At 36.8% G+C, this 17,989-nt stretch carries 19 protein-coding genes and 1 pseudogene; 2 read left to right on the forward strand and 18 right to left on the reverse strand.

Translation table 11 applies throughout. From position 1 onward, the window contains the following. Window positions 1-57: 57 nt before the first annotated feature. Window positions 58-480: a GNAT family N-acetyltransferase gene (locus tag HRG09_RS17315; RefSeq protein WP_174102140.1), complete on the reverse strand. Its 423-nt coding sequence runs from the start codon at window positions 478-480 to the stop codon at window positions 58-60. A gap of 130 nt (window positions 481-610) precedes the next feature. Here HRG09_RS17315 and pdxR point away from each other — a divergent pair, with 130 nt between their 5' ends. Then, window positions 611-2,038 carry a MocR-like pyridoxine biosynthesis transcription factor PdxR gene (gene pdxR, locus HRG09_RS17320; RefSeq protein ID WP_174102141.1) on the forward strand — a complete coding sequence of 476 codons (1,428 nt, stop codon included), beginning with the start codon at window positions 611-613 and terminating at the stop codon, window positions 2,036-2,038. A 24-nt stretch (window positions 2,039-2,062) separates the two neighbouring features. Here pdxR and HRG09_RS17325 read toward each other — a convergent pair whose 3' ends face one another. Beyond that, a complete protein-coding gene (locus HRG09_RS17325; protein WP_174102142.1) occupies window positions 2,063-2,920 on the reverse strand; it encodes a YitT family protein in 858 nt (285 codons plus the stop codon). Window positions 2,921-3,097: 177 nt separating this feature from the next. On the opposite strand from HRG09_RS17325, the gene HRG09_RS17330 reads away from it, so the two are divergent. Continuing rightward, the gene (locus HRG09_RS17330; RefSeq protein WP_174102143.1) at window positions 3,098-3,973 is read left to right on the forward strand and encodes a protein kinase family protein; all 876 of its coding nucleotides are present in this window, start codon (window positions 3,098-3,100) and stop codon (window positions 3,971-3,973) included. A 228-nt stretch (window positions 3,974-4,201) separates the two neighbouring features. Here the strand turns inward: HRG09_RS17330 and alr are convergent, their stop codons facing one another. The 16 genes and pseudogenes from alr to HRG09_RS17410 form a co-directional block, all read right to left on the reverse strand. Next, window positions 4,202-5,380 carry an alanine racemase gene (gene alr, locus HRG09_RS17335; protein ID WP_174102144.1) on the reverse strand — a complete coding sequence of 393 codons (1,179 nt, stop codon included), beginning with the start codon at window positions 5,378-5,380 and terminating at the stop codon, window positions 4,202-4,204. 214 nt (window positions 5,381-5,594) lie between these two features. Next, window positions 5,595-5,972 (reverse strand): annotated as a pseudogene (locus HRG09_RS17340) (HAD hydrolase family protein); the annotation flags it as partial. A 126-nt stretch (window positions 5,973-6,098) separates the two neighbouring features. Further along, a complete protein-coding gene (locus tag HRG09_RS17345) occupies window positions 6,099-6,293 on the reverse strand; it encodes a 4-oxalocrotonate tautomerase (RefSeq protein WP_098492498.1) in 195 nt (64 codons plus the stop codon). A 21-nt stretch (window positions 6,294-6,314) separates the two neighbouring features. Further along, window positions 6,315-7,103 (reverse strand): 2-keto-4-pentenoate hydratase, encoded by a 789-nt coding sequence (locus HRG09_RS17350; protein ID WP_174102145.1) that lies wholly within the window; start codon window positions 7,101-7,103, stop codon window positions 6,315-6,317. Between the two features lie 3 nt (window positions 7,104-7,106). Beyond that, window positions 7,107-8,132: a 4-hydroxy-2-oxovalerate aldolase gene (gene dmpG / locus HRG09_RS17355; RefSeq protein WP_174102146.1), complete on the reverse strand. Its 1,026-nt coding sequence runs from the start codon at window positions 8,130-8,132 to the stop codon at window positions 7,107-7,109. After that, on the reverse strand, window positions 8,119-9,018 hold the full coding sequence (locus tag HRG09_RS17360; protein WP_174102147.1) for an acetaldehyde dehydrogenase (acetylating): 900 nt from the start codon (window positions 9,016-9,018) through the stop codon (window positions 8,119-8,121). The genes dmpG and HRG09_RS17360 overlap by 14 nt, the downstream gene beginning before the upstream one ends. A 32-nt stretch (window positions 9,019-9,050) precedes the next feature. Further along, window positions 9,051-9,830 carry a 2-keto-4-pentenoate hydratase gene (locus tag HRG09_RS17365; RefSeq protein ID WP_174102148.1) on the reverse strand — a complete coding sequence of 260 codons (780 nt, stop codon included), beginning with the start codon at window positions 9,828-9,830 and terminating at the stop codon, window positions 9,051-9,053. A gap of 76 nt (window positions 9,831-9,906) precedes the next feature. Further along, entirely contained in the window at window positions 9,907-11,376 is a 1,470-nt protein-coding gene (locus tag HRG09_RS17370) for an aldehyde dehydrogenase (protein ID WP_174102149.1), read from the reverse strand. A gap of 11 nt (window positions 11,377-11,387) precedes the next feature. After that, window positions 11,388-11,846, reverse strand: a complete 459-nt coding sequence (locus HRG09_RS17375; protein ID WP_174102150.1) for a RidA family protein — start codon at window positions 11,844-11,846, stop codon at window positions 11,388-11,390. Continuing rightward, a complete protein-coding gene (locus HRG09_RS17380; RefSeq protein ID WP_174102151.1) occupies window positions 11,818-12,861 on the reverse strand; it encodes an amidohydrolase family protein in 1,044 nt (347 codons plus the stop codon). The genes HRG09_RS17375 and HRG09_RS17380 overlap by 29 nt, the downstream gene beginning before the upstream one ends. After that, window positions 12,846-13,385 carry a 3-hydroxyanthranilate 3,4-dioxygenase gene (gene nbaC / locus HRG09_RS17385; protein ID WP_174102152.1) on the reverse strand — a complete coding sequence of 180 codons (540 nt, stop codon included), beginning with the start codon at window positions 13,383-13,385 and terminating at the stop codon, window positions 12,846-12,848. Before nbaC ends, HRG09_RS17380 begins: the two co-directional genes overlap by 16 nt. Before the next feature lie 28 nt (window positions 13,386-13,413). After that, a complete protein-coding gene (locus tag HRG09_RS17390) occupies window positions 13,414-13,962 on the reverse strand; it encodes an FAD synthetase family protein (RefSeq protein ID WP_174102153.1) in 549 nt (182 codons plus the stop codon). 19 nt (window positions 13,963-13,981) lie between these two features. Then, entirely contained in the window at window positions 13,982-14,728 is a 747-nt protein-coding gene (locus HRG09_RS17395; RefSeq protein ID WP_174102154.1) for an IclR family transcriptional regulator, read from the reverse strand. 151 nt (window positions 14,729-14,879) lie between these two features. Then, window positions 14,880-16,352, reverse strand: coding sequence for a 4-hydroxyphenylacetate 3-hydroxylase family protein (locus tag HRG09_RS17400; RefSeq protein ID WP_174102155.1), 1,473 nt, complete (start codon window positions 16,350-16,352; stop codon window positions 14,880-14,882). A gap of 200 nt (window positions 16,353-16,552) precedes the next feature. Continuing rightward, a complete protein-coding gene (gene spoIIP, locus HRG09_RS17405; RefSeq protein ID WP_174102156.1) occupies window positions 16,553-17,704 on the reverse strand; it encodes a stage II sporulation protein P in 1,152 nt (383 codons plus the stop codon). Between the two features lie 15 nt (window positions 17,705-17,719). After that, window positions 17,720-17,971: a hypothetical protein gene (locus HRG09_RS17410; RefSeq protein ID WP_174102157.1), complete on the reverse strand. Its 252-nt coding sequence runs from the start codon at window positions 17,969-17,971 to the stop codon at window positions 17,720-17,722. Window positions 17,972-17,989: the final 18 nt, after the last annotated feature.

Consider the following 17,989-nt stretch of genomic DNA (forward strand, 5'->3'; position numbering starts at 1 on the left):
AAAAAAATAGTAGATTCTATATCTTATTACATTTAGAATCTACTATTTCCTTCTCTATTATAACTCTTTATGAAAAGAATAGCTTACCTTATCATAACCTTCTCTCTCATAAAAACGGTGAGCATCTATACGCGAAAAAGCTGATGTCAGAGTAATACAAGTACAACCCTGTTCTTTTCCCCATTTTTCTATATATGATAGTAATTCTTCACCATACCCTTTCGACCGATGCGCCTCTGCTGTTACAAGATCATATACAAAAACGTGTTTCTTGTTATAAAAGTTCGTACAGACTGCTACACCAGCAAGGCTAACTGCTTCACTATCTTCATTACATAAAGAAAACAGTTGGTAATTTTCTTCTTTCATCTGACGAAATAAAGATTGGACTTCCTCTTTTGTAAGTACAGTTCGTAATTGTTGCAAAACGGGTAATACCTCATCTAGTTGTTCTTCTGTTTTTATTTCCTTAACATTCATCAGTAATCTCTCCTAACTATTTATAAAATTTTCTAAATGTTATATCATTAATATAAATAAAGACTGCCCTTCTCTTAAGTGACAGTTTAATTCTTTTTTATAAGGCCAGTTTTAAAGGAGAACCTATACAATGGATTTAATCATTCCACTGCAATTAGAAAGTCAAACACCTATGTATATACAAATTTATAATTACATGAAACAAGAAATCTTAAAGGGAACGCTCCCTGCCGGAACACGTCTCCCTTCTCACCGAAATTTAGCACTACAACTTGGTATTAGTCGCATTACAGTCGAATCAGCTTATCAGCAGTTGTCCGCAGAAGGCTATGTGGAGAGTAAACCAAAGCGCGGTATATTTGTTGTTGAAGTTGAAGTTGATGTAGATGTTATTTCAAATAATCAACAAGCTCCATCTTGTCAAGTTGAAAAAGCACAAAAAAACACGCTCTATTTTGATTGTAGCCAGGGAAATATCGATCAATCAGCCTTTCCACTCTCAAATTGGAAAAGAGTGCTACAAGAATGTTTACTCCAATATGAAAACGACTTATTTACAAAAGAAGACCCACAAGGAGAACAAATACTCCGCACTCACATTGCAAAATATTTGTATCACGCTCGCGGGGTTCACTGCACACCTAACCAAGTTATTATTGGCGCTGGTACCCAGCCCCTTCTTTGGCTACTAATTCAATTACTTGGAAAGCAAAAATCATACGCCATAGAAAATCCTGGTTTTCACCGCGTAAAAGCTATTATTGAAAGCTGTGGCCTTCCTATTCACCCGGTTCCATTAGATGAGAATGGAATGAACATTTCATCTCTTAATAATTGCAATGCGAACGTTGCTTACGTTACCCCTTCTCATCAATTCCCATATGGTATGATTATGCCTTTATCGAGACGACTTGAGTTATTAAAATGGGCTAATAATCGCTCAGGCTATATTATTGAAGACGATTATGACGGAGAATTCCGCTACGTCGGAAAACCCATCCCCTCACTGCAAGGACTTGATACAAATGAACGTGTGATTTACATGGGAACTTTTTCAAAGTCATTTTTACCTTCCTTAAGAATGGGTTATATCGTTCTTCCTAATCATCTTTTGGAAGTTTATAAAAACTTAGGGGGTATTTTTAAACAAACTGTTTCAAAAATACAACAGCTTGCTCTTGCTAACTTTATTCAAAAAGGAAATTGGGATCGGCACTTAAACCGCGTTCGTACATTATATAAGAAAAAGCATCATAGATTAGTGAAATCACTTATGAACCAAATGGGCACAAATGTCGATATACTTGGAGATCAATCTGGGCTTCACATTGTGCTCCATGTTCATAACGGTATGAGCGAACGAGAACTCATTCAATCAGCTGCTGAAAAACATGTAAAACTTTACCCTCTATCCATATACGATTCAATAAACAACTTACAAAAAGAAGCTTATGTATTACTAGGCTTTGGAGGGATACCAATCGATGCAATCGAAACTGTTGTAACATTATTAAAAGAAGCTTGGTTTACTAAAAAAAGCTGCTCCTCGCAAAAATAATTGCAAGGAGCAGCTTTTTTATGTCTAATCATTTGATGGTTGCCCTGAACGCGATGACATCCCTGGGCGTTTCACACCAGTTGTTTCGGTTGAATAAGAAGCTTCAATTATGGCACTTGAATCTACAGAGAGAACGAGATCTTTCATCTTTGGATAAATAAAACGGTTTGTAATACAATAGATAATTCTCTGGTGCTCTCCTAAAAAACCACCTTCTCCATGTAGATACGTAACAGAAAGTTGTAACTCCTTCATAAGAAGTTCACCAATTTCTTTATTTTTACTCGAAATAATCATGACACTCTTGCCTTGATTAATGCCATCTAATATGAAATCTATCATTTTCGTAACAATGTAGAAAATTGCGAGTGAGAACATCGCTTGCTCAATTGAAAACAAAATAGCGACAAATACAAAAATAACAGCATTTACAGCAAGTAAAAATGTACTAATCGGCACTTTAAAATGTTTGTTCATCCAGACCGCTAACATTTCTGACCCGTCAATTGCACCGCCCATCTTTACAACAATCCCAACACCAATTCCAAATAATACTCCTCCATACAATACAATTAGTAATTCAGACGTTGTAATCGCTGGAAATGGCTTCAAATAAATTAATCCGAGAGTTGTTACAACATTTGCATAAGACGTACGAATAAAGAATTTTTTCCCCATTACTTTTGCAGTAAATAATAAAATAGGAATGTTAAGTCCTAAAAACACACCGTACAGCGGCAATCCAGCAACTTTATTTGCCATAATAGAGATAGCTGTTACCCCACCGTCTACTAGTCCATTGGGTGCCAAAATCAACTCCAATGAGCCAGCTACAATAATCGATCCAATTGTTAATAACACATATTCAAATATTTTTTTCATTGATTACCCCCAAAACAAATATATTTTCTTAGTATTATCATACCGAAAATTCTCTATTTTTACAAAGAAACGGCTATATTTACACAAATCTGACACTTTTTTGGGAATTTTTATATATTCTATTTTTAAATCATATATAATCATTTTATCGAACCTTTAGAAAAAAGGAGTTTTTTTATGCTACAAAAGTTATTCGACTCTCCTATCTTATCTGTAGACACATTACACCCAGGTTATGAAAATCATGCAAGTGACGTCTGGCTGGTAAAAACAGAAACAGAAGAAGTCATCGTTCGATCTTCTAAGATGAAAACTGAGCCAAACAATGATTTTTGGTGGGGATGTAAACACCTATTTGGAATTGATCCAAGAAATGTGCATACGCTAGAAACGATACATAAACAACTGCAACAGTATACAACGCTACCGATTCCAACAGTATTACGAAAACATAGGTTAGAGCGAGAATATGTCGTCGTTAAGAAGTTAGATGGTCAAGTACTCGAATCATTTATTGGACAACCCGACTCTATATTATATTGTCTTGGAAAAGGATTAGCACAAATCCACCAGTATAAAACTACTTATATCGGGAATCCGTCTGGAACTTTTCAAATTCCGCTTCATAAATTTCACCAACATATAACAGACGTAAGTAAACAACTTGTAACTATGTTTTACTCTAATCATTCTAAAATAAATGACTCATTCGAAGTTTTTCAATCACAACTTTATGCGCTACCGGCACCAAAAGAAACGACTCTTATTTTAATTAATATGGACCCAACTCAATTTTTAACAGATGGTATAGAGATTACTGGATTAGTAGATACTGAGGCTTACGTGGTTGCACCAAGAGAACTTGATTTTATCGGATTAGAATATATATTTACAGAAAAGGAGGCTAACGCTTTCCGGAAAGGTTACGAGACAATTATGCCTATCCCTAATTTAGTACAATGCAGAGCACCGTACCGATATTTATATCGATTATTATCCGTTCAAGGAAATGTGGACTTAGAGGAATGGTTACAACACCCTGCCTTTTTCTAAAATACTCTTAAGGAGATTACGATATGCAGATTCGAAAAAAAGAAAGGATTATCAATGACTAAAATTCATCATATTATGAATTCAGCTCATATTTGCAAACGAAATGATGGCGTCGATTCCCCATCAGACTTATACGTCGATATTATTAAGAAGCGAAAAAAAACAGCTAAACATTGATTTAATAGCAACAAAAAAGCTGAATCGACGTAAAATGATTCAGCTCTTTCCTCAATTATTTTTTCTTAATATATTCACAACAGCAGTCGTTTCATCATTTTCTTTATATACGCGCGGAATTCTTCGATCTAACATACAAGTCACTTCATAGTTAATTGTCCCTAACATATCGGCGATTTCTTCTACAGGAATTTCTTCCTCACCTTGTTTACCGTAGAACACTACTTCATCTCCTACATGTACAGGCATTGCGTTTGTAACATCTAACATTAACTGGTCCATACAAACGCGACCAAGAACTGGCACACGAACTCCATTAATTAACGCATATCCTTTATTAGACAATTGACGATTATATCCATCTGCATACCCAATCGGTACAGTGGCAATCCACTCTTCACCTGTTGTTACATACGTATTCCCGTAGCTCACACCACGATTTTTTTTCGCATGCTTAATATGTGCTACTCTTGACTTTAACGACAATGCCGGCTGCAATGATATAACAGTACGATCTACTTCTTTCGAAGGATACATGCCGTAAATCCCGATTCCAACGCGGACCATATTTTGAAATGGATTGTTAAGCTCCATTGATCCAGCGCTGTTGGAACTGTGGATATATGGTAGATGAATCCCCATTTCTTTTGCTGTAGTAACAGCTTTCTCAAATAAATTCGTTTGCATATTTGTGTATGTTTTATCTATTTCATCAGCTGTAGAATAATGTGTAAACACACCTTCCACTTTTATATGCTTCATATTTTTTAGTTCTTCCAAAAATGGTGTTACTTCTTCTTCCTGCAAACCAATACGGCTCATTCCTGTATCAATTTTCACTTGAATATGTGCGTTCTTTTCCATTTCCTTAGCAATTTCATTGATACCTTTTAAATCTTCTATTCTATATACCGTCATCATAATATCATACTTAATGGCATCTTTAGCAGCATCTACTGGTGTATACCCTAAAATCAATATCGGCACAGATATTCCTGCTTCACGCAGTTCAATACCTTCATCTACAAAAGCAACAGCAAGTTGATTCACTCCCGCTTCAATTGCTGCTTTTGCAACCTCAACCGCCCCATGTCCATACGCATTTGCTTTTACAGCCGCCATCATTGCAATATTTTTATCATTCACATGTTTTTTAAATTCTCTCACATTATATTTTACAGCATCTAAATTCACTTCAACAATTGTATCTCTTCCATATCTCAAACTCATCGGTCTAAACTCCTAACTCAATAATTGCTTTCCATTCTATTCTCGTTTTATATGACCTTTTACAATATAATACTTTTCATTTTTCTAGTCAAACTACTAGAATTTTCGGAATTTTGAGTATGATATAATACTCCTAAGACACCATTATATACGGATGTGGAGGGAATTACAATATTTGTTCAAGCTACATTACATCAACTTAAAGTTGCTGTTAAGTCTCTATTAATGCTTTCATTACCCGTTCATCATTAGAAGCCATGCCATTCATTGTAAATTCCTCTGTAAAATAAGAAACACCATGACCATTTAACTCAACAAAAGTTGTGATATCATGAACTATTTCTCTCGAAAGCACTGATTTATGTATAACTGTATCATTACATTTTATATGTGCACCATTCGTAGAAATAAACGTTTCAACACCTAACTCTTTAAATTCTAAGCATAAATTGTAAGGTCTTCCTGTTGTAACTACTACTTTAATACCTTTATCAATCACTCTCCGTATAGCTTCTTTCGTACTTGCATGCATACTTCTATCAATTTCACTTAATAAAGTGCCATCAACATCAAAAAAGACAACTTTATACATATTATCTCTTCTCTCCCATTAACAAATTTCTTTATACTAATACGATTGTAAATATAATTTTCTATCATATCAAAATAAAAAAGCAATTCTTCATTTATCATAAAGAATTGCTTTTATTCACAAACACTATTTTTCTTCCACACTACCTTTCGCCTTTCCTCCAACACCCCAATGGGAACCCGGAATCTCATTTACTAGTACACGTACACGCTCAGCATCCACATCTAAACTCTTTGCAACTGCATCTGTAACATTCGAAATGAGATTTTGAATCTGCTGCTGCTTTCTACCTTCAATAACTTGAATTTGTACAATTGGCATACTCATCTCTCACTTTACTATCTATTCACAAAACATTGATACGCTACCTAAACCTTCAAACTGCGCAAAAATAGCGTCACCAGTTTTAAAAACAATTGCTTCAGATAACGCCCCGCTTAGTACAATATCCCCTTTTTTCAATCCTTCATTTTGTAATCCAAGCTTATTTACCGCCCAAGCAATTGCAGTCGCTGGATGCCCAAGCACAGCTGCTCCTGTTCCAGTTGTAGCCACTTTACCGTTTTTCGACATAACCATTCCAATATTAGCTAAGTCTATTTCCTTAGCATCCATCCATTTACTCCCCAATAAAAACTTTGAAGATGAACAATTATCCGCGATTACATCAGGCAACGTAAATTTAAAATTCAAATAACGACTATCAATAATTTCCAAAGCTGGTGTAATATATTTCGTTGCCTTTAATACGTCATCCGCTGTAACGTTAGTGCCTTGTAAATCCTCTCCCATTAAAAAAGCAATCTCTGGTTCTACTTTTGGATGAATCAATGTTTCATACTGCACTGGTTCCCATTCAAACGCTAACATATCATGTAATAAATAACCGTAAATCGCTTCTTCAATCCCCATCATTTGTTGTTTTGCTTTACTCGTTAACCCAAGCTTTACACCAACTCGTTTGGATCCCTCTTTTATCTTTTGTTCGATTAATCGTTTTTGTAATATGTAAGCATCTTCCACTGTTAAATCCGGATGCTGATCCGTTACCTTTACCACTTCTTTTCGTTCTCTCTCTGCCCGAAGTAAATATTCAATAATCTCTGAATCTGCGCCTTTAACTAAAGCCATATTTTACACCCCCGTTTTTATCTTCACTAATTCAGCTGCTACATCTAAAATCATATCTTCTTGCCCACCAACTACTTTTCGTCTGCCAAGTTCTATTAAAATATCACGAGCATCTACACCAAATTTACGAGCAGCTCTCTCGGCATGTAGTAAAAAGCTTGAATAGACACCGGCATATCCCATGACAAGACTACCTTTTTGGATTTCTTGTGGTCCTGGCAACAGCGGAGCAACAATATCTTCTGCCAAGTCCATCATTTTATATAAATCTATATCTGGCTTATACCCCATGCGATCCAGTACAGCTAACAATACCTCTGTTTGTGCATTCCCAGCTCCAGCTCCAAGACAGCGAACACTTCCATCAATACGAGTTGCTCCTTCTTCAATTGCAGCAATTGTATTTGCTACTGCAACAGAAAGATTATTATGACCATGAAAGCCAATTTCAATATTTAAAGATTGGCGCAGTGCATGAATTCGTTCTCTTACTTCATGCGGTAATAAAGCGCCAGCTGAATCTGTTACATAAACAGCTTGTGCTCCATAGCTTTCCATAAGCCTTGCTTGTTCTACTAATTTCTCAACTGGTGCCGAATGCGCCATCATTAAAAAGCCACACACTTCCATACCTAACTCCCGAGCAAAATGAATATGTTGTGCAGAAACATCCGCTTCCGTTACATGAGTTGCTACACGAACAAGCCTTGCTCCAACGCTTTCTGCTTGTTTTAATTCATGGATAGTACCAATACCAGGAATTAGTAAGACAGCTACCTTTGCCTGTTTACATTCTTCCACTGCCGCTTCAATGAGTTTCATTTCATCTACTAACGATCTTCCATATTGCAGCGTAGAACCACCTAATCCATCTCCATGACTGACTTCAATATAATGCATACCAGCCTTATCTAACGAACCAGCTACAGACCTAACTTGTTCCTCAGTAAATTGGTGCCTCATTACATGACTTCCATCACGCAAACAAACTTCCGTTATTTTAATTGGCATATCACTATTTCGTTTCATTCAGCACACCTCGCTTCTGCTCTTCCATTATTCGGGATGCAAATTCTTCACCAACTTTTAATGCGGCTGCCGTCATAATATCTAAATTACCTGCGTAAGAAGGAAAATAATCCCCGGCTCCTTCTACCTCTAAAAATACAGTTACACGGTTCCCATCAAACATTGGCTCTTGTTTTAAAGAATACCCTGGGACATATGACTTAACTTCTTCAACCATCTTATAAATCGCTTGCCCTATCAATAATTCATCCATATGTTTGACTTCACAATATACAGTGTCCCTCATTAAAATCGGAGGATCAGCAGGATTTAATATAATAAGCGCTTTTCCGTAGTCCGCTCCCCCAACTTCTTCAATCCCACGCCTTGTCGTAATCGTAAACTCATCAATATTTGCTCGTGTACCTGGACCTGCACTTAAACTAGAAATCGTAGCAACTATCTCCGCATACGTAACGTCCGCCACTTCGTTAATAGCATGAACAATCGGAATCGTTGCTTGTCCACCACATGTAATCATATTGACGTTCCGCGTTTCTAGATGAGTCCCATCCTGTATGGCTGGACAAACAAATGGGCCACATGCCGCTGGTGTCAAATCTATCACTAGTTTTCCTAACTCTCTTAAAACTTCCGCATGATAAATATGTGCTTTAGCTGAAGTAGCATCAAATATAATATCCGCTATGCTAGGATTCTCAATGATCGCTTGTATACCATTATCAAAAATCTCACATCCTTCTTCTTTCGCCCGCCTTAATCCTTCTGATTCAGAATCTATCCCTATCATGGCAGTCATTTCAATACCTTCACTTTTTCTTAATTTATACATTAAATCCGTACCGATATTTCCAGAACCTATAATAGCCGCCTTCACTTTCCCCACATATATCCCCTCCGTTTCACACAATGATACAGTTATACAAATTTAATAGAAACAGAACCGAGAGATCCGAAATCAGCTTGAACTTCATCATTACATTGAACCGAAACGGCACCCGATAGTGCACCCGGCAAAATTAATTCCCCAGCCTTCAATGAAATTTGAAATTCGCTCAGTTTATTCGCTAGCCAAGCAACTGCTTGCGCAGGATGCCCTAATGCTGCCGCCCCTGCTCCAGTAGCAATTAAACTATTATTTTTATAGAGCGTCATTCCAGCTGTACGCAAATCTACTTCAGACACATTAGAAAACTTATCACCAGCAACTACTCTCGCAGAAGAGCCATTATCTGCTACTGTATCGGCAAGCTTAATCTTCCAATCTGCAATACGACTATCAATAATTTCAAGTGTAGGTACAATATATTTCGTTGCCATTAACACATCTACATATGTAATATTCGGGCCACTCAAATCTTCTGCTAAAATAAATCCAATTTCCGCTTCTACTTTTGGAGATACAAACGAATCTACAGCGATTACACTTCCACTTTCTACTTTCATATCATCTAGCAAATGTCCGTAATCCGGTTCATCCACTCCAAGCATTTGCTGCATTGCATCACTCGTAAGCCCGACTTTCTTCCCAATCACTGTGCGTCCTTGTTTTAACTTTTTTCCAACTACTTCGAGTTGAATGTTATACGAATCTGAAACAGATAGATTTGGATACCTTTCCGTAAAAGGAGAAATCGGTCTACACGTTTGTTCTGCCTGCAATAATTCATCTGCTAATTCCTTTATTAACACTTGCATGTATCTCACCCCATTTTTAGAATCTATATTTAGAACCCATCAGCGGAAATACCATTCCGCTGATGGAAGTTTCACTTTATAATTTCATCGTAACTGTCTTTGCTTCTGTATAAAATTCAAAACTATGGCGTCCACCTTCTCGGCCAATACCACTTGCCTTGGAACCACCAAATGGAGTACGTAAATCTCGTACATACCAACAATTAATCCATAATAGTCCCGAATCAATTTGCGAAACAACTCGCTGTGCTCTTCTAAGATCATTTGTCCAAACAACTCCTGCTAAACCATAAATAGAATCATTTGCGATACGAATTGCATCTTCTTCTGTCTTAAATGGTATAACAACTAAAACTGGACCAAAAATCTCTTCTTGAGCTACACGCATACAATTATCAACATCATATAGTACAGTTGGTTCATAGAAATTCCCTTGTGCTAAACTTTCGATTCTTTTTCCGCCGTGAGCTAATTTCGCTCCTTCTGAAAGACCTATTTGTACGTATTGTTCAACTGTTTCTAAATGTGATTTTGAAACCAGTGCTCCCATATCTGTATCTTCATCGAGAGGATCTCCTACTTTTATCTTTTTCACCGCTGCTATAAACTTCTCTAGAAATTGTTCATAGATGCCTTCTTGCACAAGCAACCTAGAACCAGCTAAGCAAATTTCTCCTTGATTTCGGTAAATTGCTTCAATTGATCCTTGTACCGCTTCATCTAAGTCAGCATCTTCAAATACAATATTTGCTGATTTTCCGCCTAATTCTAACGACACTGGTATTAAGTTTTCTGAGGCATTCCGCATAATCGTTTTCCCTGTATTACTTTCTCCTACAAATGAAATACGTCTTACAGAGGGATGCGTCGTCATTTTCGTTCCTACCGTACTTCCTGGTCCAGTAATAATATTGAGTACACCTGGAGGTAGCCCGGCCTCATTTGCAATTTCACCAAGTATAACCGCACTTAACGGCGTGTAAGATGCTGGTTTCACAACTACTGTATTACCAGCGGCTAGCGCAGCTGACGCCTTCCATGTCATCTGCATAAATGGTAAATTCCAAGGAATAATTAAGCTTGTTACTCCTGCTGGTGCATATTTTGCATACGACATAAAGTTATGTTTATCATAATGTTCATGCACCATATACTTTGCCATCTCAGCAAAGAAACGAAAATTATGGGCAGAACGCGGAATATCAAATCCACGGCTTTCTTTTATTGGTTTTCCAACATCAAGTGTCTCTATATACGCTAATTCATCTACCTTTTCCATAATCAAATCTGACATTTTGCATAAAATAGCCGAGCGTTCTTCCACAGGCATTTTACTCCAAATACCACTTGTAAATGTGCGTCCTGCCGCGTCTATCGCTCGCTTAGCATCCTCTTCATTTGCTTGCGCAACAGAGGCAAGCTTCCTATTTGTTGATGGATTGAATGTATCAAACGTTTCGCCGGACATCGCATCGACATATTGACCATCAATAAATAACTTCGCATCTTTTACTTTTATTTTTTCAGCTAATAGTTCTTTATTCATTTTCTTGCCTCCTACTCTTCGATTTCTAAAACCATCTCGATTTCAATTGTTGTATTGTTCGGTAATTGAGCCATTCCAACAGCGGAACGAGCATGCTTTCCCTTTTCACCAAAAACATCTACCAATAAATCAGATGCCCCGTTTATCACTTTTGGTTGATCAATAAAACCTTCCGTACTGTTTACAAAACCAAGCAACTTCACAACTCGTTTCACCTTATTTAAATCACCTAGTTCATTCTTTACGACACTTAATAAGTTCAACATCGACTGTCTTGCCGCCTTATATCCATCTTCTATTGATATATCCTTACCTAATTTCCCGTGGTACTCATCAACACCTTGTCCAGCAGTAAACAATAAATTCCCAACTCTTACACATCCAACATAATTCCCCACCGCTGGACGAATAGCTGGTAGCGTGAGTCCCATTTCGCTTAATTTACTCTCTGGTGTTTGTACTTTCTGCATATACTACACCTCTTTTTTTCATATCAATGTTTAAGAAGCTCGCGGCATTTCCACCAAGCATCGCTTCCTTTTGTTCCCCCGATAACTCAAGCGTCTCGTCAATTACTTTACCTGGATGAATTTCCCGTAGTAAAAATGGATAATCCGATCCCATAAAAATCTTTTCATGCCCAAATCGTTCAATCATATATTTAAGATTGATAGGATCATAGTTTAAAGAATCGAAATAAAATTTCTTTGCGTAATGGCTAGGAGGATATGTAGTTAATCTTAGATGCGGCCATACTTGCCATCCTTGATCTAATCGCGGCAAAATATATGGAAAAGAACCGCCACCATGAGCAAAACAAATCTTTAATCCTGGAAACTTTTCCATCATGCCGCTCCAGATAAGTGTAGCTGCTGCAAGAGCTGTTTCACTTGGCATTCCAACTGTATACATAAAATTATGATGTGGCATTCTATCTCGCCCTAGCGTTTCCCATGGGTGAATAAAAATTGGAACCTGCCATTTTTCAGCCATTCGGAAAAATTCAATAAATGAAGGGTCATCCAAATTTTTCCCATTTACATTCGTTCCAATTTCGATTCCATGTAACTTTAATTCCTTTATGCATCGCTCCATCTCACGAACTGCAGTTTCCCCATCTTGCATCGGCACTGTCCCTAATCCAACGAAACGATCTGGATATGCTGAGACTGTTTCCGCAATAAAATCATTTTGAATACGCGCCATTGCTTCAGCTTCTTCTGGTTTTGCCCAATAAGAAAATGTAACAGGGATCGGTGATAATACTTGTATATCAACACCTTCTCGATTCATATCTTCAATTCTTTTCTCTGGACACCATACTTGGTCTGTCACATCACGAAAATTCTTCCCTCCAACCATAATGGCCGCACCACATGTACAAGTTCGGTTTAATATCGGCCACCGACCACCACCAAACTTCTCTTCAAAATCTGGAAATGTTTCAGGAATAATATGTGTATGAAAATCTATTCGCACTTCCATTCCTCCACCTCTTCTGGCATAATATGTCCACAGTTTTTACATGCACGAATTTCCTTATTTGAATTAAAGCTATGAATTGCTTCTTTCACTTGTTTTTCAATATCGCTTAATTGAACTCGTACGCGATGCATCTCATGATTACACTCATCACAGAACCAAACAAAATCCTCAAGTTCTCCTTGATTACGCTTCCTTTCAATTACTAATCCATATGTGTCTGCAACGCGGTGCGGTGAATGTGGCACCATAGCCGGCAACATAAACACGTCACCTTCTTTCACTGTAACGACTTCACGTTTTCCTTCTTCCGTAATACATTCCACATAACATTCCCCTTTTATTTGATAAAAGAATTCATCTGAAGGATCCACGTGGAAATCACGTCTTCTATTTGGTCCCCCTAAAATCATGGCAATAAACTCTGAATCTTGCCAAATCACCTTGTTATTCACCGGTGGTTTTAATAACTCTTTATTTTCATCAATCCATTTTAATAAATTAAAAGATTGTAATGTTTTTGACATGTTCTTTCCTCCTTATAATTCATCCCATTTATATTGTTTTAAGAGGCCATCCTAACAAGGATTGAGACCTTTGTAATTCCCCTTGAAATAAGTGATTTCGAATCCTCGTTGATGAAATCCGTTCACCTTCTTCACAACAAACCTCTTCGACGATAGAAACAGCAAAGTATTTCATCAGGAGCTCGATATCTCCTTCACGATTTTTTCCAAACCGAAAATCTTCACCAACACAAATTTCAACAGGGCATAACCTTTGTAATTCTTGGATAAAATGACTAGCACTTCTTGTCACATACACTTCATCAAAACGAATAACAATTACATGTTCAACACCGAGCTTCTGAAATCTATTTAACTTCTCATCAATTGGTGTTAACACCTGTGCTCCCTGAAAATAAGAACGTGGTGGTGGATCAAATGTATACACGACATTTGTAATCTGTAGATTTTTTGCTTTCTCCACCGCGTTTCTAATAACAGTCTGATGCCCTTTATGCACACCATCAAAAGCACCGATCGAGATAATTGATTTTGTTAATTCAGGTATGCAATGACCATGTATATAAATGATTTTCACCTCTTTTTTACAATAGGAATCAAATATCCAAATAACCGAATTCCTTTGAAATCAAGTTTGCCGTATTCATTACACTCCGAATCATGACTTGGCGATTGCTTCCTTGCATATACGAGATGGGACCAACAATATTAAGAGCAGCAATGGTTCTCCCTGTATAAGAACGAATAGGAGCTGCAATACCATACAATCCATGTTCATTTTCATTATCACTTATGGAATAACCTTGCTTACGAATTGTCTGTAACTCCTCTTGAAATCTCTTCATACAAGTAATCGTATTTGGCGCCCTGGGCAAAAGTCCATTTTCTGGAGTATACTCTAAAGAAGAAGGATTAAATGAAAGAAGAACTTTTCCTGTACTTGTGCAATATGCAGGTTTTCTTGCTCCAACATGAGTTGATATTTGAACGGAATCCTTTGATGAAACTTTCAAAATAAATACAACGTCTCCACGGTCAAACATACCAATATGCACTGTTCCATTAAATTTCTTCACAAGTTCCTCTACAATTGGAATTGCCCCACTATAAATCTCTTGTTGGAACATCACTTGATTGCCCCACTCTAACAATTTCCAACCCAATCGGTATTTTCTTTGCACATCTCGAATAAGCATTCCTTCTTCACATAATGTACGAACAAGATGATGAACTGTACTCGGATTCATATTTAATTTCGCTGCAATTTCAGAGTTTCCTAATACCGGCTCATCACTCGTGAAACAATTTAGAATTTTACAAATTTTACTGATAGAAGCGATCAAACAACTTACCTCCCCTATTCCAGTTATATATTTTCAGGTTCATATATTGCTAAACATATAAGAAGATTTACATCCTAACAGTAAAATTCTTGTTATCTAGTTGTTGCTCCTTCCTTTTTCACTTAAAATTGTAAGCGTAATCATTATATAGTTAACTTAATGCACTTTCAGACGAACTTGTTTGCAAAGCATTATTCACAAGGGAGAGAGATTGTTGTTTTTTATACGCATTATAAAACATCCCCATTTTTCGAACTGGGTCGCCAGAATAATAACGCTCATATTGTAATAAACGTTGTCCAAAAGCTTCACCACATAAATCCCAAGCTAATTTAAATAAGTGAACCCGTTCCTCAGAAGATACCCCTTCACGCCCAATATAATATTTATGCATATCGTCTTGAATCTCTGGATTCATAAAATCGGCACCTGTTGGTGACATTAACAGCCCACCAGCACCAATGGTTTGAATAATTTCAATAGCTCGCGGATACATTTTAGGTAATAAGCTACGTATTGTATCAAGTGGTAATCTCGCAGGAACAGCTTCACCATATGCATTCGTTTCATATTCATATTCTGCCACTTGTAAGAGCGCTCGAATTGTTTCTACATCTTGCATAAGTTCCGCTAACTGATTTTGTACGTTTAAGAAACCATCTACTCCGATTGAGTCTGCTAGCTTTATAGCTACTTCCGCTGCAAAGGAAAGTTTTACCAGGCCCCTTACTCCTGATTGGTGCGCAGGTTGATGCCCAATTCCTGTTTTCGGATACAGTTGATTTCCAGCTTCTACACTTTGATAAATGAATACTTTATCCCAAGGGATGAATACATTATGAAAAACAAGTAATGCATCCATTTCTTCAAACCTTGAAGCCAGTGGATGGTCAAATAAAGAACGTTTACCATCTTGCATTGGCTCGCGACAAAGAATCCTTAATCCTGGTGCATCAATCGATACTGCAAAAGAGATTGCATGACGCTCATCACCTGGTTTAAAACTTGGATAGGAATAAATGATTACTTCATCTGTAATCGGAGCAAGTGTTGCTAGCATTTTCGCGCCACTTACATACATTCCTTCCTCCGTTTCTTTCACCACACCTAAATGCATCGTTGCATCTTCTTGCTGATGTGAAGCTTTACTTCGATCATTTTGTGGATTGATAATCGCATGTGTTAAAAACAAATCTTGATCACGTATGTGCTTATAATAATTTTTTATATTGGTCCCCCACGAAGAATCAAATTTTTCAAAAAACCATGCATTACTCGCCATTGAAGTGACTGTAACATTTAAAAAGTCTGGTGTTCTACCCATTAAACCATACGTAGCTTTTGCCCATACTTCAAACAATTCCCGGCGCGCTTTTAAATCCTCATAATTTTTCGGCACTAAAAAGGCATTGGAAACCAGTTCTCCTGTCTCTTCACATATATGGGTAATTTTGTCCTGATACTCTGGATCGTGTTGCATATCATATAATTTAGCAATTTGTAAAATCGGTTCCCGAAAAACATCTTCATTTACAACATCCGTTACTCGTCTTCCACCAATCCAAATTTCAGGATTTCTCGCCTTTAATCCTTCGATATACTGAGCCCCTGTTCGAATCGCCATTTTTACCCCTCCAATATATACATTTTGAAGTTTATTATACAAATAAGTTTAGAAATTCTAGTCAATCTCTTTAATTGACAGAATTTTTAATCATTATAAAACAATCTCTACTCGAAATGACTGCCTTATTTCACATTATGAAATTCCGGTAAAATTTTTAAGGGACATATAAATAAGGACAGTTCCCTGTCCCTCTTACATCATCCATTCACCTTCTCTGCATCCCAATAATATTTACTAAACGCCTCTGTCAAAACATCAATTGTGTTATATAGCTCTTCCAACGTATTATCAACACCACCTACTTCAATGAGCATGGCATTTTTTGATAAATCCTGATTATAAACACCATTTCCATCTTTTTTATATTTCGGGAAAATCCCTCTACTTAATCCGTAATAGTTTTCATCTAAATATGAATTTATCGCTCTTGCAATCTTCTCATTATGAGAACGCCCTTTATTTTCCATCCCAATAATAAAATACAGTCTCGCATAAGATTTTCCATTAATCACTTTTGTCGTAACATTCTTTCGCCGATCATCCCTATGAATATCAATTGGAAACATAATTTTATCATTTTGTCCCAACGCTTCTTTCACATATCCATGAGATGCGGTATACGCTTGATACCATTTCCATTTCTTATTCGCTAATAAGTCCCCCATGTTTGTTTTATCATGAAGAACCGGTATTCCCTGTCCTTCCAACTGTTCTTTTAGACGCTCTCCCAAAAGCGAGACATTTACATCCGGACTTGATGGATTTTCCGCTCCAGGTAACAACGGATAGAAAGATTCCCAACTATGCGTGTGATAAATATATACGGCGCTCTCACCTTTTGCATTGCTTTTATTTTTTTGTACAGGATTCTTTTTATCTGCTTCTGTGACTTTATCTTTTGCCACTTCACGTTCTTTTGTTACCTCTTCAATTGGGACACTGGATTCGTTTGGAATATTTGTATAATCCGTTCCTTCTCCAGCTACGATAATATTAGAATAGTACTTTGACATTCCCGGCACTTCTTTCCCAACGAACGTTCTTAAATCTTGTATTTTAAGATCTGTTGCAATAGAAAATAACAAATTCCCAACTGATTCTCGTTTATTTACTTTAAAATAATCAAATGCAAAATAATGATTTTCACTCTCCAACATTTGAACAAAACCTTGCATTGAAACTTTACCAAACCACTGATTTGCATAATAAGATTTCATTGTATGTAAAAGTGATGTCACAATAGACGCCGCTACTATCACTACAAATACATATGATAAGATTAAAAATAAAAATTTCTTTCCATGTATACGAGTTGCATACTTTTTCAATGTATCACCCTCTTTATACATGGTTATGTACAGGCCTTATATAATATACATTTTCAATAAACTTGTTACATTTAATACAACTGCTAAAAGAAATACTAGCGCAAACATCTTCTTATTCGTCCTATATGCGCTAATAGAACTTAATGAAAAACAAATAATATATAGCCAATGTAACCAAACAGAATAGTTTAAGTATGTATTGAAAATGATATCTTTCATGACGAAGCACCAAATCAAAACAAATGCAGTCGCTATACAAATCTTCAAGATTTTCAAAATCTGTTCCACATGATTCCCCCCTAATTA

It is taken from the genome of Bacillus sp. Xin1, assembly GCF_013314535.1.
Classification (GTDB): domain Bacteria; phylum Bacillota; class Bacilli; order Bacillales; family Bacillaceae_G; genus Bacillus_A.

Coding starts and splice junctions, on each gene's coding strand:
- HRG09_RS17315 (WP_174102140.1), bottom strand. CDS start 480: ATGAATGTTAAGGAAATAAAAACAGAAGAACAACTAGATGAGGTATTA.
- pdxR (WP_174102141.1), top strand. CDS start 611: ATGGATTTAATCATTCCACTGCAATTAGAAAGTCAAACACCTATGTAT.
- HRG09_RS17325 (WP_174102142.1), bottom strand. CDS start 2,920: ATGAAAAAAATATTTGAATATGTGTTATTAACAATTGGATCGATTATT.
- HRG09_RS17330 (WP_174102143.1), top strand. CDS start 3,098: ATGCTACAAAAGTTATTCGACTCTCCTATCTTATCTGTAGACACATTA.
- alr (WP_174102144.1), bottom strand. CDS start 5,380: ATGAGTTTGAGATATGGAAGAGATACAATTGTTGAAGTGAATTTAGAT.
- HRG09_RS17345 (WP_098492498.1), bottom strand. CDS start 6,293: ATGCCAATTGTACAAATTCAAGTTATTGAAGGTAGAAAGCAGCAGCAG.
- HRG09_RS17350 (WP_174102145.1), bottom strand. CDS start 7,103: ATGGCTTTAGTTAAAGGCGCAGATTCAGAGATTATTGAATATTTACTT.
- dmpG (WP_174102146.1), bottom strand. CDS start 8,132: ATGAAACGAAATAGTGATATGCCAATTAAAATAACGGAAGTTTGTTTG.
- HRG09_RS17365 (WP_174102148.1), bottom strand. CDS start 9,830: ATGCAAGTGTTAATAAAGGAATTAGCAGATGAATTATTGCAGGCAGAA.
- HRG09_RS17370 (WP_174102149.1), bottom strand. CDS start 11,376: ATGAATAAAGAACTATTAGCTGAAAAAATAAAAGTAAAAGATGCGAAG.
- HRG09_RS17375 (WP_174102150.1), bottom strand. CDS start 11,846: ATGCAGAAAGTACAAACACCAGAGAGTAAATTAAGCGAAATGGGACTC.
- HRG09_RS17380 (WP_174102151.1), bottom strand. CDS start 12,861: ATGGAAGTGCGAATAGATTTTCATACACATATTATTCCTGAAACATTT.
- nbaC (WP_174102152.1), bottom strand. CDS start 13,385: ATGTCAAAAACATTACAATCTTTTAATTTATTAAAATGGATTGATGAA.
- HRG09_RS17400 (WP_174102155.1), bottom strand. CDS start 16,352: ATGGCGATTCGAACAGGGGCTCAGTATATCGAAGGATTAAAGGCGAGA.
- spoIIP (WP_174102156.1), bottom strand. CDS start 17,704: ATGTATAAAGAGGGTGATACATTGAAAAAGTATGCAACTCGTATACAT.